We start from the raw sequence: 21,691 nt of genomic DNA, 5'->3' as shown, positions 1-21,691 counted from the left end.
TAATGAAACCTAAGAATTTTTAGACTTATCCAGTTCGTCTAAAATATCCTCAATTCCACGATTTTCATCCATTTGAAGAACTTCATCTACATGCTGATAGGATTTACCGTAGAAATCTTCATCTCTGTAGGTATGAACTTCCGTATACATACGTTTCATTTGTTCATAAATCTCTTCTTCTGAAGCGCCTTCAGGGGACCAATAAAGAATCTCCATCTGATTGACTTCATTCGTAGCGAGGGAGCGCCTCGTGTACCCAATCGACTGGGCGTGCTTAAAGCCTTCTCTTTGATAGAAGCGAAGACGTTTTTCGGAATCCGTCTCATCATAATCCACAGGCTCTACTTCCAGAATGATTGGTTTGTTTTTGGCTTTCATTTTCTCAATAAGTTTGTGTCCAAGCCCTTGGCCGCGAGCAGCAGTGGAAACGTATACATAATCAATAAAAATGAAAGAATCGAATTCTGCATACATTAATACATGCTTGTCACCTTCATCCTTATAGTAGACGTCGCTTTTTTCTTTAAGCAATGCTTCCATATGTTCTTTTGACTTCATTTCCTCTACAGGGAAATATTTGTTCAGCTTTTCATACCAATTCATTGATCTACTCCCTTTTCATTAATTACTTTCATTATACAGAAGTTTGTGATTATTGTTAAATCCGTAGACGTCCTCCATTTAGTAACCTTCCCTGCTTCCTTTAAAAATAAACGAAGAGTGCCGGTTTCCAGCACTCTTCGTTATTAATTCATAGGGGTATAATCAACATTTGATGTGTAATTATTTGTAGCGTTCCATAAGAGATATTCATGGATCCCGTTTTCTTCAAGAGCTTTAATTTGAGCTTCTACTTCAGCCTTGCCATACTGCTTAGTAGCTCCTGAATAAAGCCAGGGTGCTTCAAAATCCTGCAGCCATGGGCGGGAAGTTGGTTTATTCTCCAGTTTACTTAATACCTCATTCTCTACTTTAGCGTACTCATCAATGACACGATAAGGTTCGGTATCCGGTTTGGATATGCCAAAATATGGCCCCCAGTGACTAGGATAAATCATCGATGATATAACATCTACGTTTTCAGAGATTTTCGAGAAATTCTGCCCAATGTTTGGAGCTTCCGGAATCGTAGCGGAATAACCGAAGATGTCCACAGAAACATCAACGTCGTAATGAGATAATTCTTTGTTGGCAAAAGCTACAAAATCGGTTACAGCTTTCACACGTTTCTGTACTTCTTCCATTTCCAGTTCAGCATATTCACCCTGGTCATATTCCAGGACGCTGTCACGATTTCCGAATCCCTCTGGAAAACGAACATAATCAAACTGGATTTCCTGGAAGCCCATTTCAGCTGCCTGCTTCGCAATATCCAGGTTGTACTCCCATACTTCTTTCAAGAATGGGTTAACAAATGCTTCTCCGCGTCCATTCACCCACACCTTGCCATTTTTAGTGTAGGACAAATCCGGTCGCTTTTCAGCAAGCATCGAATCCTTAAATACTACCACACGGGCAATAGGATAAATACCTTTCTCTTCAAGGGTTTTCAGCATTTTCTTGGGATCATCGATAAATGGTTCGGCAATGTCTGCGTACGGCGAGCCTTTTTCCGGTTGAAAGGTAATGTTTCCATGATCTTCTTTAATATCGATTACCATGGCATTTAAGTCTGAGTTCTCCACCAGTTTAGTCAATTCACTCATTTTCTTTCCGCCGGCAGAAGGACCCGTGACATATATCCCTCTTACTGCGTCCGGATATTCAAAATTAAGTCCTGAATTAAACATAAAGCGTGCAGCTGGCTGCGAGGTATCCAGCTTCTTCAAACCTAGTTCTTTCTTCGTAAGCATAAGGGCTTCTTTCTTTTCTTCATCTGCGGCATTAGCGTTATGTAGTGGTACAGTACAAGAGATCAGCAAAAGACTAGCAACGATTAACATCCATTTCAGTTTTTTCCCCATTTGATCCTGCTCCTATTTAAATTTTTTGTCACTATTCATTATATAAGAGGATAGTTGCTAAGAATAGCCCTTAATTGAAATTTATGTAAATACTCTTTACCTCTCCCTTTATTATCGTCTTTTTTTATAATTGTTGAAGAAAGAACAGTTTGTTTAAGACTCAGTTTCGAGATATTGGTTTGCAGAGAAGGTCCTGCGGGGGACGATTCGCTTTCCGTGGGCATGTGCTGAGCCTCCTCGAGCAATGTAATGACCCCCAAATGTTGGACACCTTATGAAACTTAGGAGGGACCCAACATATGTCTAAACTTACTTCTCAAGAAAAGCACCTGATCGTCCAACGTTATCTCACGGAAAATGTCAGTTTCCGTGACTTAGAAAAAGAGTTGGGAGTGGATAGTTCTTCCATCCGTTATTGGGTGAAATTATCCGAATATCATGGTAGTGAAGCCTTCGACTTCCCCTATACAAACTATTCAGCTGCCTTTAAACTGAAAGTAATTCAACGTATAGAGGAAGAAGAATATTCGATTCGAGAAGCTTCAGCTATGTTTCACATCCCCGATTTCTCCATGGTACGCCGATGGCGTAAGAAGTGGCTGGAAGGCGGAAAAGAAGCCCTTGAATCTACAAGGAAGGGGCCAACACACATGACGTCTCATAAGAAAAAAGAAGGTTCAATGGATTCTTATGAAGCCTTAAAGAAAGAGAATGAACGCTTACGGATGGAAAATGAATACTTAAAAAAGTTAGAGACCTTAGCTCAAAAAAAGAAAGCATCTCGAAAGAAGAACAAGCGCAAGTAATCGATGAGTTAAGGTTTCATTTTCCAGTTAAACAGCTGACTGAAATAGCTGATATCCCTAGAAGTACCTATTACTATTGGAAAGAAAAGCAACTCGAGCCAAAAACGGACCGACCATTAAAGGAGCTTATCACCTCCATTTTTAAAGAACATAAAGGTCGCTACGGCTATCGCCGCATTGAAAATGAGCTTCGTAATCTCGGTCATGAAGTGAACCATAAAAAAGTCTATCGTCTTATGAAAGAACTGGGGCTTCAGTCTACGGTGAAAATGAAGAAATATCGTTCTTATAAAGGGAAAGTTGGTCAAACGGCTCCAAACATCTTAAATCGGAATTTCAAGGCGGATCAGCCGAATCAGAAATGGGTGACAGACATTACGGAGTTCAAGCTATTTGGCGAGAAGCTTTATCTTTCCCCTGTCTTAGATCTATTCAATGGAGAAATCATCACGTACACAATTGGTTCCAGACCCACCTATTCCTTGGTGAACAACATGTTAGACCAAGCATTTGAACGCCTTCATCCATCGGATGAACTAGTTATGCACTCCGACCAGGGATGGCATTACCAAATGGCTCCCTATCGAAAGAAATTGAAAGACCATCAAGTTACCCAAAGCATGTCCAGAAAAGGGAATTGTCATGATAACGCCGTTATGGAGAACTTTTTCGGTATCATGAAATCGGAATTCCTTTATTTAAGAGAATTTGAAAGTGTGACCCATTTCAAACAAGAATTAGAGGAATATATCCATTATTATAATCATAAACGCATCAAATCGAAGCTCAGAATAAGCCCCATTTCCTATCGAGCCCGCTTTCAAGAATCGGCGTGATAATTTTAATGAATGTGTCCAATTTTAAGGGGTCAGTTCAGCAAGCTCTGCGGGGTCTCACCGATCATGTTTATCCCACAGGAGTCTTCATCGTCCCCCTCCGGACCTTGCTGAAATAAGAGACTCGAAACATTGGTAAAATCACTTGAATAGTAATATAAAAATCATGCCATGAGTTCCTGTTTTCTCCAGTTATTGTTAGAAAAGGCCTGATAACACTGGATTCATAGAGGATCTAGTCCAACATCTGCACTTCTAAAGAAGGGGCCGTTCACTAGATATCGTAGGGATGGCGGAGGAAACAACGAGATTCCCGCGGGAGAAGGAGCTAGGCGAGACCCCACAGGAGTGTTAACGACTGAGGAGGCTCCTGGTAAAAGGAGGATCGACTAAGGTCGCCACGTCCTGTGGCAACATCGATCGACCCTACGTCGTGTAGGGCCTCAAATGTGGAATCACCCCGAAAGACACGACCAGCATAAGCCGACCATCAAAAGGATGGCGGTTTTTCCATCCGTTGATGAGCGGCTTATGTTTCGAGTGTCTGGGTGATGGAACAAGACGAGTTGTTTCCGAAGCCGCCCTAATCTATTGTTTGGAAACGGACTCATTTATCTCGAAACTGAGTCTCCAACAAACGGGAGATTTAGCATCTACTTACCGAAAAAAAGAGACCTTGTCATAGACAAGATCCCTTTTACAACACACTTATTTCGTTTTTGTCGCATGTTCTTTTTTGTAGAAGTCGAACTCCTTCGTTGTGCAAAGCACCCAGTGGCCTGGACGTACTTCACGGAATTCCGGTTCTTCACTCGTATCGTGATTATTTGGATTATACGTAAAACGTTCACGAGAACGTTCATAGTCAGGGTCAGGCAGCGGAATCGCTGACAATAAAGATTGAGTATAAGGGTGAATCGGGTGATTATACAGATCATCTGAATCGGCAACTTCCACCAATTTCCCGAAATACATAACACCAATTCGATCACTAATATATTTGACCATGGACAGATCATGGGCGATAAATAGATAAGTGAGCCCTTTTTCTTCCTGAAGCTTTTTCAAAAGGTTTACCACTTGAGCTTGAATGGATACGTCCAATGCAGAAATTGGCTCATCCGCAATGATAAAGCTTGGATCTACAGCCAGCGCACGGGCAATTCCTATACGCTGACGCTGTCCGCCACTAAACTCGTGAGGGTAGCGGTTCGCATGTTCTTTGTTCAAACCAACTGTTTCCAGAAGCTCATGAACTTTTGCTTTACGCTCTTTATCGTTTTTAGCAAGACCATGGATATCCATACCTTCCGCTATAATATCCTCTACCTTCATACGAGGATTTAAAGAAGCATAAGGATCCTGGAAAATCATTTGCATTTCACGGTTAAACTTTTTCAGATCTTCACGGTTTTTCTTCCCGTGAACATCTTCACCATTAAAGATAACTTCTCCATCTGTAGCATCATAAAGACGAATGATGGTACGTCCGGTTGTTGATTTTCCACAGCCGGACTCTCCTACAAGACCAAATGTTTCACCTTTAAAGATATCAAAATTTAAGCCATCTACAGCTTTAACCACACTGTGGCGGCCGGTCTTGAAATGTTGTTTTAGGTTTTTAATCTCTACCAGCTTCTCTTGACTCATATGCGATCACCTTTCTCATTGCTTGAGGATGATTTAGCCATCCCCTCCATACGTTTCTTAATCGAAGCAGGGGGCTCCATGTTCGGAGCATTCTCATGTAACAACCATGTAGCTGCATAATGAGTCTCAGAAACTTTGAACATCGGAGGCTCTTGCTCCAGATCAATCTGCATCGCGTACTCATTACGAGGTGCAAACGCATCTCCTTTTGGAGGATCCAAAAGATCCGGAGGCGAACCTGGAATGGCATATAATTCTTCATCGGCACTGTCGAGAGATGGCATGGAGCCGAGTAATCCCCACGTATAAGGATGTTTAGGATTATAGAAAATATCATCTACCGTGCCAATTTCAACGATCTTTCCGGCATACATAACCGCTACACGGTCAGCTACGTTTGCTACTACTCCAAGATCGTGGGTAATAAAGATCGTAGCCGAATCGGTTTTCTTTTGAATGTCCTTCATCAGTTCAAGGATTTGAGCCTGAATCGTTACATCAAGAGCCGTAGTCGGCTCGTCAGCGATCAATAGTTTAGGATTACAAGCAAGTGCTATCGCTACGACCACACGCTGTCTCATCCCGCCGGAAAACTGGTGAGGATATTGTTTTAACCGGCTTTCAGGATCAGGAATACCTACAAGCTCCAATAACTCAACCACACGCTTACGTGCCTGTGCGCGGTCCATTTTCTGGTGCTTGATCAGCCCTTCCATGATCTGGTTCCCTACTTTCATCGTAGGGTTCAAGGATGTCATCGGATCCCGGAAAATCATCGCCATATCTTTTCCGCGTATTTTCTGCATTTGTTTTTCGCTCATCTTTGTTAAATCTCTGCCTTCAAAAAGGATCTCTCCTTCTTTAATTCGGCCCGGCGGTTTAGGAATCAGCTGCATCAGAGCTTTCGTTGTGACTGATTTACCAGAACCTGACTCACCTACAATAGCCAGAGTTTCTCCTTTGTGAACATCGAAACTAACCCCACGTACAGCTTTAACTTCACCGCCGTAGGTGTCAAAGGATACATGCATGTTATTTACTTCTAGTAGTTTGTCCATTGGTACACCTACCTCCTATTCACGCATCTTCGGATCAAATGCATCACGAAGACCGTCTGCTAAGACATTAAAGGCAATCATGATTAGTGAAATTACAATTGCCGGGAACAATAAAATATGCGGATAGATTTGTAAAGACTTAAATCCATCATCGATTAAAGTACCTAATGAGGCAATTGGAGTAGGCAGTCCTAGTCCGATAAAGCTCAAGAAAGCCTCGAAGAATATGGCACTTGGAATCGTAAACATAGTATTAATAACAATTAAGCCTGTAACGTTAGGCACTAAATGCTTTCTCAATATACGGTTGTCCGGAGCACCAAGGGTTCTTGATGCTAATACGAACTCCTGGTTTTTCAGCTTCAGGATTTGCCCTCGGACAATCCTGGCCATCGATATCCAGCCGGTTATCGTCAAGGCAATGGTGATCGATAATATCCCCGGTTCCAGTATCAGAATCATGAGAATGACAACGACCAGGTTCGGAATCCCCATAAGAATTTCGATAATACGCTGCATGTAGTTATCGACACGGCCTCCGTAATAAGCAGAAATTCCTCCGTAAGCTACACCAATGACCATATCAATAGCTGCAGCTAATAACGCAATGTACAAGGAAATACGAGTACCTTTCCATGTACGTGTCCATAAGTCACGTCCAAGTCCGTCTGTACCGAACCAGAATGACTGATCATTCATATCTTTTGCTGCATATACATCATATACTGCTTTAACCTGTGCAGGTTCTCCGTTGGAGCCGTCACTGACCACGGATGTTTTAATGAATTCTTCATCATTATTAAATCGCATATTCGCATTTGTGGTCGCCTGTTCTACTGTTGAACCTGACATCGTGGCGGATAAGGTTCCGTCCATTCCAAGCCAGCCCAGACCTTCAACTTTTGGAGGCATTTTAGCACGTCCAAGGTCCTGTTCGAATTCTCCGTATTGGTTCATATAAGGACCAAAAATAGCCATAAGCATTAAGATGATCAATGTCGCAAGACCGATCATGGCCCCTACGTTTTTACGCAGTCTCATGAAAGAGTCCTGCCAGAAAGAAAGACTCGGTCTGGCTATTTTTTCACCTTCATTTTCCTGTCGTTCTACGGGTACAAATAATTCTTTCGATGGTTTGTGGTTATCCATAAGTTACTACTCTCCTTCAGCCAGTCGGATTCTAGGATCAATGACTCCATAAAGGAGATCAATGACAAGGATGATGAAAATGAAAAGGAACGCGATTAGTAACGTGGTACCCATTATAATCGGAAAGTCATTTGTGTTAATCGCTTTAACGAACTGTTCACCAATCCCAGGTACGGCGAAAATGTTTTCAATTACAAGTGTTCCCGTCACTAAACCGATTGCTAGTGGTCCTAGTACCGTAACCAATGGAATTAAAGCATTTCGCAGACCATGTTTGAAAACAACGCCGAACTTGTTAACCCCTTTTGCACGGGCTGTTGTAATATAGTCAGACCCTAATACCTCAAGCATCTCGGTTCTCATAAAACGGGCGGCAATGGCGAGCGGGAAAATCGCAAGGGCGATCGTGGGCATGACTGTGTGCTGCCACGTTCCCCATAAGGCAACCGGGAACCAGCCTAATTTAACGCCAACGTAATATTGCAATATTCCTGCAAATACGAATGAAGGTATGGATTTTCCGAGTACGGCTATGAATGTCGAACCATAATCCAAAAATCCATTATGATAAATCGCTGACACTAATCCGAGCAGCATCCCTAAAATGGTACCAACGATCATGGCTTGAACCCCAATGGTCATCGAAGGTCCGATACGCTCCATAATAATGGTGGTTACTTCCCTGTTATCAAACTGGAAAGATATACCTAAGTCACCCTGGGTAAGGTTGACTATATAATTGAAATACTGTACGGGTACCGGATCATCCAGTCCGTACTTTTCTAACACTACCGCTTGTTGCTCTTCTGATAATTTATCTGCAGCACTTAGGGGAGTACCTGGTAAAAATTTCATCAGGAAGAACGTAAAGGTAGCGATCAAGAACATCGTTATAATCATGTATCCTAGTCGTTGAAGTATATAACGTGTCATATGAACACCTCCTGTGAATTTAAAACCTACTATCTTATTTTTTGAATAGACAGAAAGTTGTCTATAATTAGAATACTTTCTTTGCAGGGAAAAAGAGAGCATACGCCAACTGTTTGGACATATACTCTCTCCCTTATTAGCTAGCCTATATATGGTTTAGAATAGTTTTGTCTATTATTTACCTTCAATATAAGCGTACTTGTAGATGTAGTCAGGTCCCATAGGGTTAGTAATGACACCTTTAACATATGGCTTAACGAGTTTAGCAGATGCACGCTGGTAAAGTGGAGCAAGTACAGCGTCTTCTTGAATTAGTTTCTTCTCTGCTTCAAGGAATGTTTCAAAGCGTTTAACTGGCTCTTGAGCAAGCTCGTTGTTCGCTTCTTCAATCATGCCATCATACTCGTCACTAGCATAACCAGTGTGGTTGTTTCCACCGTCGGTTACCCACATGTTTAAGAAAGTATTCGGGTCGATATAGTCAGGTCCCCATCCAGCATTCTGGATGTCATACTCCATATTCTTGTCGCGGTCAATACGCTCTTTAAATGGAACGGCCTGGACGTTGACAGTCAATCCTTCAAGTTCTTCAAGCTGGTCTTTAAGGTAAGCATCAAGGTTCTTAGCAACATCACTGTCGCCACCAAGGTAGCCGATTTCAGCATCCTCAATACCTAGTTCCTGCTTAGCTTCAGACCAAAGTTTTTGAGCTTCTTCTTTATTGGTTTCAACTAGATCTCCGTTGATTTCACGGAAGTCTTCTCCGCTTTCAGGGTGCTTAACGAAATCTTCAGGAATATCACCTACAGCAGGGATAGATCCGTTGTTCAGGATAACGTTAACCATGTCTTCACGGTTAATGATCATCTGCATAGCTTTACGAGCTTTCACGTTTCCAAGGATTTCGTTCTCCTGGTTGAATTTCAAGTAGAACAAAGTAGGTTCTTTCTCTACTTGGAAGTCTTCATTGGAACGGTACTGGTCAACGAATTCAGCTGATAGACCTGTACGGTCGATGTCGCCGCTCTGGTAAAGGTTTACACCAGTAGAAGTTTCTTTAACAACACTTACATTAATTTTATCAAGTTTAACTGCTTCAGCATCCCAGTAATCTTCATTCTTCTCAAGAGTCCAGCCTTCGCCGTGGTTCCATTCAGTCATGGTGAAAGGACCGTTGGATACTAGAGTGTCAGCTTCCAGAGAGAAATCTTCGCCTTGTTCTTCAACGAATTTCTGGTTCAATGGAAGGAATGTACCGAAAGTAGTTAACGATTCGAAATAAGGAATCGGTTTTTCAAGCGTAATTTCAAGCGTATAATCATCTACTGCTTTAACACCCAGTTCTTCTGGAGGTGTTTCGCCATCAGCGATTGCAGTTGCATTCTTAATAACTCCGCCCATCATGTAAGGACCATATTCAGATCCTGTATCAGGGTTTACCGCGCGCTGCCAAGCGTAAACGAAGTCGTTCGCTGTAACAGGCTCACCGTTTGACCATGTTGCATCTTCACGCAGGTTAAATGTCCAAGTAAGAGCATCTTCACTTACTTCGTGGTCTTTCGCAATTGCTGGTTCTGGTTTTCCACCTTCACCCAGACGATAAAGCCCGTCCATTGTGGAACCAAGGAATTGGAAAGCTACTGCGTCTGTAGCAAGTGCTGGATCCATCGTTGGGATCTCCGCACTGTCCGTAATGTTAAGTACTTGTTCGCTGTCTCCTGAAGATTGTTCTTCAGTATTCTCTGAATCCCCGCCGTTGTCAGAAGAACCTGAATCTCCTTCCGATTCATTTCCTCCTCCTGAACATGCAGCCAGGAACATGCTTAGTACTAATGCTAGTACTAGCAATAACCAATTTGTCTTTTTCATGTAGAAAAGACCTCCCCTAATTTTTCTAAAAGTATCGTGGCGCTTTGTCCACAATACGAATTATACAAGTTTTCTAACTATTTTGCATTACCTTTTTTTCCGAAAAATAGTATGAAGCCCATCATTATTACTTTTCTGTAACATAAAACGTGACTTTTTACCTAGTTCATTTTACAACATTTACGTGTCGAATTTCATTAATTATAAGCTATTTTGTATAAAGAAGGGGAGGCATGAAAAGCTGAATCCGCATTTAATGCGGTTATACGTTAAAGTAAGTGAATATACCATTCAATATTCCTTCAACCGTGAATTTTCTGTTTATTAATCCCATTTACAATTCCTTCATAGATGAAGACGTGATATAATATGTACGAGTTTTAAGGAAAGGTGTGACATTGGGTGAATGTGCTAAGAAACAAATGGATGGGTGTCGCAGGAAATCTTCTGCTTGTCAGCCTGCTTTTCGCCATTATGGCGCCTGTCTATGATTTATTCCATTTTATTAATCAGCTTTTCTATATTGCCTATTTCTATTTGTTTGTCGGAATACTTCTGTGGGTAATCCGTGGAGGATTCTTCGATGCCATTACGTATAGTATGAGAAGATTTTATAACCGCGTTTCGAAACAACAGGATTATCTTGACGATTGGAAGCAGAAACCTCTTCCTTCCCAGACCATTGAAAGTACGTGGCTGAAGTTCTTCCTTTTTCATGGCGGAATGTTAACGGCAGGTTTACTGGCTTTACTGGCTCTTTACTATAATCTGTAGGGGTTTGCACGTTAATCATTTATCGGCTATAATATAAATCTTACAATATAAAATTAAAGGCTATGAGTAAGGAATAGTACTCGACACTGTAATCTTTTCAGAGAGACTGTGGATGCTGGGAACAGTCAGGATCAGTGGGAGGAAATGGGCCTTAGGAGCTTCTATCGACGCACGATCGGCGTTAACGATCTTAAAGTTGACTTTTACGTTTAAAAGTAATCAGGGTGGCACCGCGGATCATTCGTCCCTTCCATATGGAAGAGATGAATGATCTTTTTTTTATAGCCTAAAACTAATAATGAGGTGAATGTGATGAAAACCATTTTTTCAGGGATTCAGCCGAGTGGTACGTTAACACTTGGGAACTATTTAGGAGCGATGAAGCACTTCGTAGACTTACAGCATGATCAGAAATGCTATTTCTGCATTGTAGACGAGCATGCCATTACGGTACCGCAGGACCGTTTAAAGCTCAGGGATAACATTCGTTCTCTTGCGGCTTTGTATTTAGCCTCCGGTATCGATACGGAGAAATCTACATTATTTATTCAATCTGAGGTGCCTGCGCATACGCAGCTAGGATGGATGCTGCAATGTGTGAGTTATATAGGAGAACTTGAGAGGATGACCCAATTTAAAGACAAATCCGCTTCGGGAGGCAAGGAAGGCGTTACCTCTGGACTCCTGACCTATCCCCCTCTCATGGCTTCGGATATTCTTCTCTACCAAACAGACATTGTGCCTGTAGGTGAAGACCAGAAGCAGCACCTTGAACTGACACGAAACCTGGCGCAGCGTTTTAATAATAAATACAATGATATATTTACCGTGCCTGAAGTCCGCATTCCAAAAACAGGGGCAAGAATTATGTCTCTGCAGGAGCCGACTAAAAAAATGAGCAAGTCGGATGAAAACCAGAAAGGCTATATTTCGATGCTCGATGATGAGAAAAAAATAATGAAAAAGGTAAAAAGTGCTGTTACGGACTCAGAAGGAATTGTGAAGTTCGATAAGGAAAATAAACCCGGAGTCTCCAATTTGCTGACGATTTACTCGATCTGCTCCGGCATCGGCATTGAAGAGCTTGAGGCTAAATATGAAGGAACAGGATACGGAGTCTTCAAGGAGGACGTGGGAGCCGCTGTCGTCGAGACGCTGAAACCGATCCAGGATCGTTATTATGAACTAATTGATTCTGTGGAACTTGATGATATTTTAGATAAAGGGGCTGAAGACGCTTCTTTTGTAGCCAATAAGATGCTGCGCAAAGCGAAGAAGGCCATGGGACTCGGCCTTGTAAGAAAGAAAAAATAACTGAAGCTCAGAAGAAAAGCCAGAATTGAGTGGTACCACTCAATTCTGGCTGTTTATTTTGTGGGATACGTGCTGGTTTTCTCCTTGCCAAATCGTTTCAAAGAAGGGCTGCCCTTTAACTAGTTTCTCACACAACTCTTCATGTAAAGAAGTCCATCCCTTGCAAGTTCCTTCATATAGGAGGTCCCATGCCTCCTCATTCGTCAGCTGCTTCAAGTATGGATATTGGTCAGGATCCCATTCCGTAAGCCAATATCTGATTTCTTCTGGATGATCGGAATTTTTTAATTGGTCCAGGGCCATCATAAGTAGTTGTTTTAATTGCCTCTCTCTGCGAGTCAGGCCAGCCATTTTGGCAGGTGCCAGAGAAAGAATGTGGTGTTCTTTTAATACACTTTCTTCTATTGAATAGGAAGCAGGCTTCTTACCCTGAACCATTTCAAATACCAGACGTTCCTGTCTTGGAATTAATCGGCTTTTCTTAACAGGCAATGTGTATCCAAGGGTGTCAAATACGATGACATCTTCCCCGTCTGTTAACACAGCCGCATATTCAACGGTCTGTCTCTCCTGATTCTTTTTCATGTACGTCTTTCTATGGACGTCCTGCAGCAAGGGCAACGGCAGATCCTGCAAATCATTTTCAATAAAGTTAAATAGTTCATTCGTTACAAGCAGGAGTGGAATTTGATCCACTAGCTCAATTCCGTCTTCTTTCCTCCACTCATGGAATCGACAGACATTGTATCCATTCTCTTCACCTTCAAACCAATTTACCCATAAGTCGTGCATGTATAGCATATCGGCCCCTCACTTTCATTCAGTGATCTCTTTAGGTTACATTATGACCAATAATGGCTATTTTATTCTTTAGATCCATTATTTACTAAACTAATCTCTCATAAATATAATGGCTGTCGTAATGAACAAAATCCCTAAGGGAAACAAGTAACATTCAAACCTGGACTGAATCAAAATGAGAAATTCCCACCAGCTGAGACCTGCTGGGATGAGGTTCAAATACGTAATCGTCACGGTTCCTCCAGCTACAGCAAAACCGAACCCCGTCAAAAATACGATCCACCACCACATGTGACAACCTCCCAGCCTGTCCTCCTGTTCTATAATATGAAGGTTGTCCCTCGGACATGCCCTTGTTTCGTACTTCCTTCTTCCTCTTTACTTCTTTGCCAATTAAAGGTAAATTAAGGAAGGAATGGAACCGGAAGCAGGAAGGATTGATGATCGCTTGAGTACCACTCGTTCAAATTGCTCTATCGATAAAAAAAGACGAAGATTAAAGGTGATGCTTGCTGTTTTAACGCTATGCTTTCTTTTTACCGCCGGCTTTACCGCTTTTGAATATTTAGCAGGCAAGCAGCAGGCTTTAAGCCAGCAAAATCCCACTCCCATAAAACCTGATATAAACATAGAAGATGGCAAGAAAGAGTCCACTTTTCCTTTTCATGGAAAGCCGGACCCCGAGGGTGCATTATCGCTCCTCCTTTTAGGGACGGACCAGAGAAATACCGAGACTGCCCGAGCAGATACGATTATGATCCTTCGCTACCATCCGGAAAAGCAGAGTTTGAAGCTCGCTTCCATCATGCGGGATACATATGTAGAGATTCCCGGGCACGGATTAAACAAGATTAATGCGGCTTATGCCCTGGGAGGCCCGGAGCTGTTAAGAAAGACCATAGCTCAAAATTTCGATATTCCATTAGAGCATTATGCAAAGGTGGATTTCAGTGGTTTCAGTCATATCGCTGATACGATTGCCCCCGGGGGACTGGAGGTTACGATAGAGAAGAATTTGAAGTATCAATCAGAAGGTGGAGACACCGTTATTGACCTAAATGAAGGTGTGCAGCAGCTGGATGGAGAGGAACTTCTCGCTTATTCACGTTTCAGAAGTGACAGTGAGGGGGACTTCGGCCGTGTAGAACGGCAGCAGAAAGTTCTTGCCTTATTGAAAGAACAGCTTCTTTCCATTGAAAGTCTGTGGAAAATGCCCCGGCTGCTTGGCTCTATACAACCTTACGTGGATACAGATGCAGGAAGAGGGATGTATATGGAAGCGGCCAAGGATTACTTCCTTCATCCCCCCGAAAAGCTGGAAACTCTCCGTATTCCAACCACTGACAATGTGTGGAACGAACGGAAGCCGTATCCAACAGGTCTCGTTCTGAATCACGACCAGAATAAAACCCGTGAGGACTTAAAGAAGTTCTTATATGATCAAAGAGAATAGTTTCAAAAAAATCCCCGATGCCAAACACGGCATCGGGGATTTCCTTTATATTAGTCATTGTATTTCTGGAAAATCAACGTAGCATTGTGTCCGCCAAAGCCTAGAGAGTTACTCATAACAGCATTAATCTCCTGCTTTCTGGCTTCATTCGGCACATAATCCAAATCACACTCTGGATCCGGAGTTTCATAATTAATCGTAGGAGGCAGAATTCCTTCATTAATCGCTTTTAATGAAATAACAGACTCAACTGCTCCTGCAGCTCCAAGTAAGTGTCCGGTCATGGATTTCGTGGATGAGATCGCCAGTTTATTCGCATGCTCCTTGAACACCGTTTTCGCTGCGTACGTTTCAAATTTATCGTTTAATTCTGTAGATGTACCGTGGGCATTTAAATAATCAATCGCTTCCGGTTCAACACCTGCATCCTGCAGAGCCTGCTTCATCGCACGAGAAGCTCCGTCCCCTTCTGGAGCTGGGGATGTAATGTGATAGGCGTCCCCTGTTGAACCATATCCTGTTAGTTCGCCATAGATTTTAGCTCCGCGCTGCTTCGCGGATTCCAGGGATTCAAGAATCAGAATACCGGCACCTTCGCCCATGACAAAGCCATCACGGTCTTTATCAAATGGACGGCTTGCTGTATTCGGATCTTCGTTAAGAGAAAGCGCTCGGGCGGACGCAAAGCCGGCAAAGGACATTTTGGTCATCGGCGCTTCGGTACCGCCTGCGATCATAACGTCAGCGTCTCCTCTTTGAATAACTTTGAAAGCATCGCCAATTGAGTTAGCGCCGGAAGAGCAGGCGGTTACGGTGCAGGAATTAATCCCTTTGGCACCAAGCGAAATGGAAACCTGTCCGGCTGCCATATCCGGGATCATCATCGGAATGAAGAAAGGACTGACGCGGCGGTAGCCTTTTTTCTGGAAGGTTTCGAATTGGGATTCGTACGTTCCCATTCCGCCGATTCCCGAGCCAATCCACACGCCGGTCCGATTCGCAATTTCATCCGTAATTTTCAAATCTGCATCCTCTACGGCCATATGAGAAGCAACCATGGCATATTGAACAAATGGATCCATACGGCGAGCATCTTTACGGTCAATATAGCTGGAAGGATCAAAGTCTTTTAATTCAGCGGCGACGCTGACCGGATAATCATCTTTGTTCACTTTCGTTATTTCGCCGACACCAGATCGGCCGCTTTTAATACTGCTCCACATTTCTTCTACTGAATTACCTACAGGAGTGACTGCTCCCATACCGGTAATGACGACACGTCGTTTATCCATAAATGTATTCCTCCTCGGTTACTTACCCCATCGGAGAGCTACGGCGCCCCAGGTGAGTCCGCCACCAAATCCGACAAGTACTACTAAATCGTTATCTTTTATTTTACCTGCTTTTACTTCTTCTGACAAAGCCATCGGGATCGATGCGGAAGATGTATTTCCGTATCGTTTCACAGAAGTAGCCATCTTATCCTCTGAAATACCCAGGCGTTCGCGTGCAGCTTCCATAATTCTTATGTTAGCCTGATGCGGGATTAAATAATCTACATCTTCTTCTTTCAGGCCAATTTTCTTGACCACGTTCACAGAAGACTCAGGCATTTGTCTTACGGCAAATTTAAACACTTCTCTACCGTTCATGAACAAGGTTTCATCCTGGTACAAATGTGGTCCGCCGCTTCCATCAGAGCCGAGTTCAAAGGACATAATCCCTCTATCGTCACTGACTGGACCGATCACGGCTGCGCCTGCTCCGTCTCCGAATAGGACGCATGTGTTTCGATCTTCCCAGTTTGTAATCTTGGATAATTTCTCAACCCCGACAACCAGGACATTTTTATAACCGCCGCTTTCAATGAATTGCTTAGCTGTAATAACACCATACATAAAGCCTGCGCAGGCCGCGCTTAAATCCATTGCCGCTACTTTTCTAGCTCCAAGCTGTTCTTGCAGCATCGTTGCAACCGATGGAAACGGCTGATCAGGAGTAACGGTAGCCACTAAAATCATATCCAGTTCTTCAGCATCCATGTTGGCATCCTCAAGGGCACTTCTGGCGGCATTTACTGCCATATGGGAAGTGTCTTCCCCATCTGCCGCGATACGGCGTTCTTCTATTCCAGTGCGGGACCGGATCCACTCATCACTTGTATCCACCATTTTCTCTAAATCTTGGTTGGTAAGGACTTTTTCTGGAGCGTAGTGACCTACACCCAATATACCTGCGTTCATATATTCATCCCCTTAAAGGTAAAGTCTAATATCTTATATCAATTCTTATGACTTGGTACTAATTTTAATTCATCTCTTTGGTTTCTGCAAGTAGAAGCTTTTCCAATAATAGGGCCGCCCACAAACAGGAAACGTCGTTTACATACAGTACGTATAAGGGGGTGAATGTCATGGCCAAAAGACCTCAATCTCCATTCGATCATTTCTGGCAAGGTCCCAATAATCGTAAACAAGCGGAAGAACCAGAAGAAGAAGAAAAAAAAGAAGAAGAACAGCCACCGGCCGACTGGGGAACGGTGTGGGAAGAAGTTAATAAAACATGGAAGACGATCTATCCGATGATTAAACCTATGGTTAATAAATTTAAAAAGTAGCGGTATTGCTTTATATTTTTCTTACCATCCTGCCGATTGCTAAAAAAACTCTGAAGCCTCATCTGGCTTCAGAGTTTTGATGATTGGGCAAATACCCTGTTTCGATATATTGTTTTACAGCACGGTCAATTTCCCTTTGAAACTCCTTCGGGATCTCCGGGCTGTAAGGTCCCATTTCAATGGCCCCTTCTTCAAAATCAAACATTAGCGGACGTCCGGGCAGGTTATCGTTTAAGTACTTTTCCATAGCAATTTTATAAACAGCATCTACTTTTTGTATCGTACTGGTGAGAACAGCCTTCCCGCCAACATCGGACTGATCGTTCACGTAACCGACCGCATAGTGGTCATCCTGCTTTATCTGTTTGATGACCGCCTGGTTGAATACATCCCCGGCAGGATAAAACACATCAGCCCCCTGCTTCTCTAACCGTTCATACTGGCTGAGGGCCTTATCTGTATCTTCCCAGCTGTTTGTAAACGTGATCTCGACTTCAGCCTGCGGGTTCTGAAAATTGACACCTTCATAGAATCCTTCTACTTCAGGCTGCCATTCAAATGCCGCGATAATTCCAACCTTATCGCTTTCTGTCATCTGTCCTGCTGCCATGCCTCCAAAAAAGCCCATGGCCTGAGCACTGAAATTCAGACTGGTAACATTGTCCGCCGTAAAGGCCCCATTAAAATAAATGAACTGGATATCAGGATACTGCTTATGCAATTGTTGGAAATAATTTCCGTACACATGACTATGACCCAAAATGACCGTAGCCCCTTGATTCACCAGTTCTTCTACCGCTTGAACCGTTTTTGTATAACTATTAATACCCTCTTTATAAGAAACATCAACACCGTACTCTTTCTCTATCGCTTTCAAACCCTGGTATCCTTGCTCTCCCCAGGCTTGATCATCAATGGTAGTCTCTACCAGCATCCCTGCATGATCGGCTTTTCCAGCAATATGATTACATCCGGTGAGCAGTAATAAAAGTACACATCCTGTATATACCCACTTCACAATAAGCACTCCTAGTAAAAACTACTTATATTTCCTCTTATTCTACATGGGTGGGCTCTATAAAGTAAATGTGTATATTTGAAACTTTCATTACAAATACAGTTTTCTCATCGTCTGGTAAGCTTTCCATACACTCTCTACACGCTTTTTGTGATCTTCTGGACTGCACAAATCTTCAAAAGGCTTCGGTTGTCTCTCTTCCTTCAACGTTAGGACATAAGGAATAAATTCGTTTAAAAAATCACTAATATAAACAGCTTTAGACTCCCTGACCCATTCTAATAGCTCTTCCTCCTCTTCGATCCCCTTTTGACTGATATCCATCCACTCTCCATACAGCTTAGGTAACTCGACTTGTACAAATATCCGATCCTCATGTTTCCTCTCTACCATTAAATATTGGTCTGCATATTCAATAAACAGTTCATCATCTGTTGGCTGGGTGTGCCTTTCTTTGTCGTCTTTGGAATAAAAATGCTGAAAGTTACTATTCCTTCCTACGTGCATATATAAATATTCACTTAGAGACGCGTCCATGCGGTCGATTCCAATCACTTGCCTGCCTTCTTGTAAAAAACCAGTGCTCATGTGATAGCCGATCCAATGAAAACATGGGTGTACAGTTATAAGCATTGATCGTCCCCTCCTTCATCATTTCAGTTTATTCACTACTGTTTTGAATCATGAACGGCAGCGAATACTTATTTCTTTTTTTAGGAAGTTCTGATAGTATTAAAATAGAATGTGTATGATTGAGGTGAGTTTAAATGAAGTTTGTATGGACGTTGATTTGGGCCCTTCTGCTGAGCTTCATGACGGCCTATGTAGTCAGTAATATGGCTGGAGGAAGTTTTGGTTTCACACAAGTGTTCGTTATGACGCTTCTTTTTACTGGGGCGGCAGTGATACTTGGCGAAGGACTCATTAAAGACGAAGCTTAAAGATAGGTCATCATTGAACGTTGCTGTCTAATGATAGCAGCGTTTTTTCATGTACATAAACCGGCTCCAAATGAATAACTTGGCTTATTGCACATAGAAATCAAGTAACCGTATAGTAGAGAAGTGCTTTTTTATAGCTGGTTATTTATAAATAACCTTCGGATGGAGTAAGGATCTGTTTCACTGCTTTTGCTTGAACACGGGGCTTTTATCAGCTGTATCTCTGACTCGAGTTTCTTCACTAAAAGGCCCTGTACAAACTTTCTAATTTTATTCAAAAACGCTTCACACAGCTCTTTTATAAGGAAAGGGATCAAGGAGGAAGAATAATGGAAGAAATTTTGATATTGATTAAATATTTATTTTTGGGGATATTTCAAGGATTTACAGAACCGATTCCAATCTCGTCCAGTGGACATCTGGTGCTTGTCCAAAACATCCTGGATATGGATTTTGAAGGATTAAATTTTGAGGTGCTTGTAAATTTCGGATCCTTAATCGCCGTTTTTATCATCTATTGGCATGATTTAGTCCGATTAGTCAAAAACGGAATCGGCTACATGCTTACCAAAGACGAACGACAAAAAGATGATTTTGATTTCATCATTTATCTCATTATCGGAACGATTCCAGCTGGTGTCTTAGGAATACTACTGGGAGATGCTATTGAGGTATTATCCACACCAGAAACGGTCGGCATTACGTTGATTATTACCGGCGTTGCTTTATGGCTGATCAGAAATATGCGCGGTCGAAAAGGTGACGGACAACTGAACTGGAAAGATGCTGCCATTGTAGGGTTTGCTCAGGCTATTGCCTTAATTCCTGGTATCAGCCGCTCAGGTGCGACCATTGTGGCTGCTATGTATCTCGGGATGAAACAGGAAACCGCGCTGCGATTTTCTTTCCTTCTGTACATACCCGTAAGCTTAGGTACCATGCTATTATCAGCGGAAGAAGTCATCGCTACTGCCTCTCAAAATAATTTATGGATAGGCTACATTGCAGCTTTTCTAGCTTCTATTGTCGCTTCCTATCTTTCTTTAAAATGGTTTATGAATATCATGGCGCGTGGAAACCTGAAGTACTTCGCCTTCTATTGCTTTATCGTGGGCGGTATTACCTTACTCATCATCTGGTTCTAAAAAAGTTTCATTAAACATCTTTGCCGACCTAACAGAAAAGCTCCCGTTACTTGAAGACTCAGTTTCGAGATAAATAGGGTTTGTTACTCTAGGTGGAAGAGGGCTGGTGGGGAAATAGCTCGCTTTCCTATGGGGGAACGGTGAGCTTCCTCACTCGTTTCACTCCCTGCGGGATCTCACCTGATTCCTTCTCCCATGGGAGTCTCGCCATTTCCCCACCAGCCCAGCCGAGTCAGAATAACAGACGCTTTTATGACGGGCTATTCCACATCGGTATAGCCTTAAAATAGCCTTATGATCACATGTTTTTTATCATGAACCCATCGATGTCTTAAATGGTTTCGAGTTTCTGATTTTGCCAGGTCCGGAGGGGGACGATGTAGACTCCTGCGGGATGCACATGATCGGTGAGACCCCGCAGAGCTTGCTCGAGGAGGCTCAGCACAAAGGATGTTCGACTAAGATCGCCACGTCCTGTGGCAACGTCGAACGACCCTGCGTCATGCAGGGCCGGAAAGCGAAATCGTCCCCCGCAGGACCTTCCGCTCAATAAATATCTCGAAACTGTGTCTTACAGTGTCCGGCCCTAAAGTGTATTAATCCTTTAATGAAAAACATCACGTATAGCAAAAAAAGTCAGCCCTGCTTCTGTAGCGGGCTGACTTTTTTAACCACCACTAACTGGTGGGATAAAGGCAATGGTATCTCCTTCTTTTATGATTTCTTCATCCTGGACAAATTCCTCATTCACAGCTGTCATGGATTCTTTTACTTTATCTATAGCATAGCGGCTTGATAATGTTTCTTTAAGCTCTCCGATAGAACGACCGTTCACATCCAGTTCAATGCTTTCTTCCCCGGCCTGCTCTCTAAGACCTGCAAAAAATAAAATTTGATTCATTTTGATGCATCTCCCTTCGCAGGAATTCCCTGTTTCGTTTCTTTTTGATCACCAATCCATTGCTCGCCATCTTCCCAATGTTCCTTTTTCCAAATAGGCACAATTTCTTTAATCCGCTCAATCGCATAACGGCTTGCTTCGTAAGAATCGGCACGATGAGGTGTGGAAACGGCGATAACAACCGCAATATCGGTGATTTCCAGGCGGCCCACCCGATGGACAATAGCCGTTTCTGCCTCTGGCCACTTCTTCTTAATTTCATGGCCAATTTCCTCTAATTTCTTCTCTGCCATCGCCTTGTAGGCTTCATATTCCAGGTAAAGGGTACGCTTTCCTTTTGTAAATTCTCTTACAGTACCAATGAAGGTGTTAATCGCTCCCGCGTTTCTCCTGGTTACGAGATCCACTACTTCTTGTATAACTAAAGGTTTATCTGAGATCCAATAATACTTCCCCAAAATC

The 21,691-nt window shown here is 42.7% G+C and carries 22 protein-coding genes and 1 other annotated feature; of the genes, 7 read left to right on the top strand and 15 right to left on the bottom strand.

What is annotated here, in order from left to right; all coding sequences use genetic code 11:
- Positions 1–9: 9 nt before the first annotated feature.
- Both HBHAL_RS06530 and HBHAL_RS06525 read right to left on the bottom strand, forming a co-directional pair.
- Positions 10–603 carry a GNAT family N-acetyltransferase gene (locus HBHAL_RS06530; protein ID WP_014642561.1) on the bottom strand — a complete coding sequence of 198 codons (594 nt, stop codon included), beginning with the start codon at positions 601–603 and terminating at the stop codon, positions 10–12.
- A gap of 143 nt (positions 604–746) precedes the next feature.
- A complete protein-coding gene (locus HBHAL_RS06525; RefSeq protein WP_014642559.1) occupies positions 747–1,964 on the bottom strand; it encodes a putative glycoside hydrolase in 1,218 nt (405 codons plus the stop codon).
- Positions 1,965–2,263: 299 nt separating this feature from the next.
- Between HBHAL_RS06525 and HBHAL_RS20770 the strand changes: the two genes are divergently transcribed.
- A protein-coding gene (locus HBHAL_RS20770) for an IS3-like element ISHaha3 family transposase (protein WP_087946051.1) occupies positions 2,264–3,606 on the top strand; the annotation gives its coding sequence in 2 pieces (ribosomal slippage) (positions 2,264–2,705 and positions 2,705–3,606; 1,344 coding nt in all).
- Positions 3,607–4,314: 708 nt separating this feature from the next.
- Here HBHAL_RS20770 and HBHAL_RS06505 read toward each other — a convergent pair.
- From HBHAL_RS06505 to HBHAL_RS06485, 5 genes are all read right to left on the bottom strand, one after another.
- Complete coding sequence (locus HBHAL_RS06505; protein ID WP_014642557.1) at positions 4,315–5,256, bottom strand: ABC transporter ATP-binding protein; 942 nt, start codon at positions 5,254–5,256, stop codon at positions 4,315–4,317.
- Positions 5,253–6,314: an ABC transporter ATP-binding protein gene (locus tag HBHAL_RS06500; protein ID WP_014642556.1), complete on the bottom strand. Its 1,062-nt coding sequence runs from the start codon at positions 6,312–6,314 to the stop codon at positions 5,253–5,255. Before HBHAL_RS06500 ends, HBHAL_RS06505 begins: the two co-directional genes overlap by 4 nt.
- A 15-nt stretch (positions 6,315–6,329) precedes the next feature.
- Positions 6,330–7,463, bottom strand: a complete 1,134-nt coding sequence (gene opp3C, locus HBHAL_RS06495) for an oligopeptide ABC transporter permease (protein WP_014642555.1) — start codon at positions 7,461–7,463, stop codon at positions 6,330–6,332.
- A gap of 6 nt (positions 7,464–7,469) precedes the next feature.
- Complete coding sequence (gene opp3b / locus HBHAL_RS06490; RefSeq protein WP_014642554.1) at positions 7,470–8,396, bottom strand: oligopeptide ABC transporter permease; 927 nt, start codon at positions 8,394–8,396, stop codon at positions 7,470–7,472.
- 174 nt (positions 8,397–8,570) lie between these two features.
- On the bottom strand, positions 8,571–10,265 hold the full coding sequence (locus HBHAL_RS06485) for a peptide ABC transporter substrate-binding protein (RefSeq protein WP_014642553.1): 1,695 nt from the start codon (positions 10,263–10,265) through the stop codon (positions 8,571–8,573).
- A 402-nt stretch (positions 10,266–10,667) separates the two neighbouring features.
- Here HBHAL_RS06485 and HBHAL_RS06480 point away from each other — a divergent pair, with 402 nt between their 5' ends.
- Positions 10,668–11,039, top strand: coding sequence for a DUF3899 domain-containing protein (locus tag HBHAL_RS06480; protein ID WP_014642552.1), 372 nt, complete (start codon positions 10,668–10,670; stop codon positions 11,037–11,039).
- A 53-nt stretch (positions 11,040–11,092) separates the two neighbouring features.
- Positions 11,093–11,291, top strand: a binding site (T-box leader).
- A gap of 60 nt (positions 11,292–11,351) precedes the next feature.
- Entirely contained in the window at positions 11,352–12,353 is a 1,002-nt protein-coding gene (gene trpS / locus HBHAL_RS06475) for a tryptophan--tRNA ligase (protein ID WP_014642551.1), read from the top strand.
- Between the two features lie 39 nt (positions 12,354–12,392).
- Here trpS and HBHAL_RS06470 read toward each other — a convergent pair whose 3' ends face one another.
- Positions 12,393–13,154, bottom strand: coding sequence for a YjbA family protein (locus HBHAL_RS06470; protein WP_014642550.1), 762 nt, complete (start codon positions 13,152–13,154; stop codon positions 12,393–12,395).
- A 90-nt stretch (positions 13,155–13,244) separates the two neighbouring features.
- A complete protein-coding gene (locus tag HBHAL_RS06465; protein ID WP_014642549.1) occupies positions 13,245–13,445 on the bottom strand; it encodes a hypothetical protein in 201 nt (66 codons plus the stop codon).
- A gap of 124 nt (positions 13,446–13,569) precedes the next feature.
- Between HBHAL_RS06465 and HBHAL_RS06460 the strand changes: the two genes are divergently transcribed.
- Positions 13,570–14,607 (top strand): LCP family protein, encoded by a 1,038-nt coding sequence (locus HBHAL_RS06460; RefSeq protein ID WP_014642548.1) that lies wholly within the window; start codon positions 13,570–13,572, stop codon positions 14,605–14,607.
- A gap of 50 nt (positions 14,608–14,657) precedes the next feature.
- Here HBHAL_RS06460 and fabF read toward each other — a convergent pair whose 3' ends face one another.
- A complete protein-coding gene (gene fabF / locus HBHAL_RS06455) occupies positions 14,658–15,899 on the bottom strand; it encodes a beta-ketoacyl-ACP synthase II (RefSeq protein ID WP_014642547.1) in 1,242 nt (413 codons plus the stop codon).
- Between the two features lie 18 nt (positions 15,900–15,917).
- The gene (locus tag HBHAL_RS06450; RefSeq protein ID WP_014642546.1) at positions 15,918–16,850 is read right to left on the bottom strand and encodes a beta-ketoacyl-ACP synthase III; all 933 of its coding nucleotides are present in this window, start codon (positions 16,848–16,850) and stop codon (positions 15,918–15,920) included.
- 170 nt (positions 16,851–17,020) lie between these two features.
- Here HBHAL_RS06450 and HBHAL_RS06445 point away from each other — a divergent pair, with 170 nt between their 5' ends.
- Positions 17,021–17,224, top strand: a complete 204-nt coding sequence (locus HBHAL_RS06445; protein ID WP_014642545.1) for a hypothetical protein — start codon at positions 17,021–17,023, stop codon at positions 17,222–17,224.
- Positions 17,225–17,282: 58 nt separating this feature from the next.
- Here the strand turns inward: HBHAL_RS06445 and HBHAL_RS06440 are convergent, their stop codons facing one another.
- Together HBHAL_RS06440 and HBHAL_RS06435 are read right to left on the bottom strand one after the other, a co-directional pair.
- Positions 17,283–18,242, bottom strand: coding sequence for a BMP family ABC transporter substrate-binding protein (locus HBHAL_RS06440; RefSeq protein ID WP_014642543.1), 960 nt, complete (start codon positions 18,240–18,242; stop codon positions 17,283–17,285).
- Positions 18,243–18,332: 90 nt separating this feature from the next.
- The gene (locus HBHAL_RS06435; protein WP_014642542.1) at positions 18,333–18,875 is read right to left on the bottom strand and encodes a hypothetical protein; all 543 of its coding nucleotides are present in this window, start codon (positions 18,873–18,875) and stop codon (positions 18,333–18,335) included.
- Between the two features lie 134 nt (positions 18,876–19,009).
- Between HBHAL_RS06435 and HBHAL_RS20560 the strand changes: the two genes are divergently transcribed.
- On the top strand, positions 19,010–19,183 hold the full coding sequence (locus HBHAL_RS20560; RefSeq protein WP_014642541.1) for a YjzD family protein: 174 nt from the start codon (positions 19,010–19,012) through the stop codon (positions 19,181–19,183).
- A 329-nt stretch (positions 19,184–19,512) separates the two neighbouring features.
- Positions 19,513–20,328: an undecaprenyl-diphosphate phosphatase gene (locus HBHAL_RS06430; RefSeq protein ID WP_014642540.1), complete on the top strand. Its 816-nt coding sequence runs from the start codon at positions 19,513–19,515 to the stop codon at positions 20,326–20,328.
- A gap of 667 nt (positions 20,329–20,995) precedes the next feature.
- Here the strand turns inward: HBHAL_RS06430 and moaD are convergent.
- Both moaD and HBHAL_RS06420 read right to left on the bottom strand, forming a co-directional pair.
- Complete coding sequence (moaD, locus tag HBHAL_RS06425) at positions 20,996–21,229, bottom strand: molybdopterin converting factor subunit 1 (protein WP_014642539.1); 234 nt, start codon at positions 21,227–21,229, stop codon at positions 20,996–20,998.
- Positions 21,226–21,687, bottom strand: a complete 462-nt coding sequence (locus tag HBHAL_RS06420) for a molybdenum cofactor biosynthesis protein MoaE (protein ID WP_014642538.1) — start codon at positions 21,685–21,687, stop codon at positions 21,226–21,228. The genes moaD and HBHAL_RS06420 overlap by 4 nt, the downstream gene beginning before the upstream one ends.
- Positions 21,688–21,691: the final 4 nt, after the last annotated feature.

The organism is Halobacillus halophilus DSM 2266 (assembly GCF_000284515.1).
Taxonomy (GTDB): Bacteria; Bacillota; Bacilli; order Bacillales; family Halobacillaceae; genus Halobacillus; species Halobacillus halophilus.
This window is presented reverse-complemented; position numbering and strand designations above follow the sequence as displayed.

Coding starts and splice junctions, on each gene's coding strand:
- HBHAL_RS20560 (WP_014642541.1), top strand. CDS start 19,010: ATGAAGTTTGTATGGACGTTGATTTGGGCCCTTCTGCTGAGCTTCATG.
- opp3b (WP_014642554.1), bottom strand. CDS start 8,396: ATGACACGTTATATACTTCAACGACTAGGATACATGATTATAACGATG.
- moaD (WP_014642539.1), bottom strand. CDS start 21,229: ATGAATCAAATTTTATTTTTTGCAGGTCTTAGAGAGCAGGCCGGGGAA.
- HBHAL_RS06500 (WP_014642556.1), bottom strand. CDS start 6,314: ATGGACAAACTACTAGAAGTAAATAACATGCATGTATCCTTTGACACC.
- HBHAL_RS06505 (WP_014642557.1), bottom strand. CDS start 5,256: ATGAGTCAAGAGAAGCTGGTAGAGATTAAAAACCTAAAACAACATTTC.
- HBHAL_RS06530 (WP_014642561.1), bottom strand. CDS start 603: ATGAATTGGTATGAAAAGCTGAACAAATATTTCCCTGTAGAGGAAATG.
- HBHAL_RS06465 (WP_014642549.1), bottom strand. CDS start 13,445: ATGTGGTGGTGGATCGTATTTTTGACGGGGTTCGGTTTTGCTGTAGCT.
- fabF (WP_014642547.1), bottom strand. CDS start 15,899: ATGGATAAACGACGTGTCGTCATTACCGGTATGGGAGCAGTCACTCCT.
- HBHAL_RS06485 (WP_014642553.1), bottom strand. CDS start 10,265: ATGAAAAAGACAAATTGGTTATTGCTAGTACTAGCATTAGTACTAAGC.
- HBHAL_RS06435 (WP_014642542.1), bottom strand. CDS start 18,875: ATGCTTATAACTGTACACCCATGTTTTCATTGGATCGGCTATCACATG.
- HBHAL_RS06430 (WP_014642540.1), top strand. CDS start 19,513: ATGGAAGAAATTTTGATATTGATTAAATATTTATTTTTGGGGATATTT.
- HBHAL_RS06470 (WP_014642550.1), bottom strand. CDS start 13,154: ATGCTATACATGCACGACTTATGGGTAAATTGGTTTGAAGGTGAAGAG.
- opp3C (WP_014642555.1), bottom strand. CDS start 7,463: ATGGATAACCACAAACCATCGAAAGAATTATTTGTACCCGTAGAACGA.
- trpS (WP_014642551.1), top strand. CDS start 11,352: ATGAAAACCATTTTTTCAGGGATTCAGCCGAGTGGTACGTTAACACTT.
- HBHAL_RS06525 (WP_014642559.1), bottom strand. CDS start 1,964: ATGGGGAAAAAACTGAAATGGATGTTAATCGTTGCTAGTCTTTTGCTG.
- HBHAL_RS06450 (WP_014642546.1), bottom strand. CDS start 16,850: ATGAACGCAGGTATATTGGGTGTAGGTCACTACGCTCCAGAAAAAGTC.
- HBHAL_RS06460 (WP_014642548.1), top strand. CDS start 13,570: ATGGAACCGGAAGCAGGAAGGATTGATGATCGCTTGAGTACCACTCGT.
- HBHAL_RS06445 (WP_014642545.1), top strand. CDS start 17,021: ATGGCCAAAAGACCTCAATCTCCATTCGATCATTTCTGGCAAGGTCCC.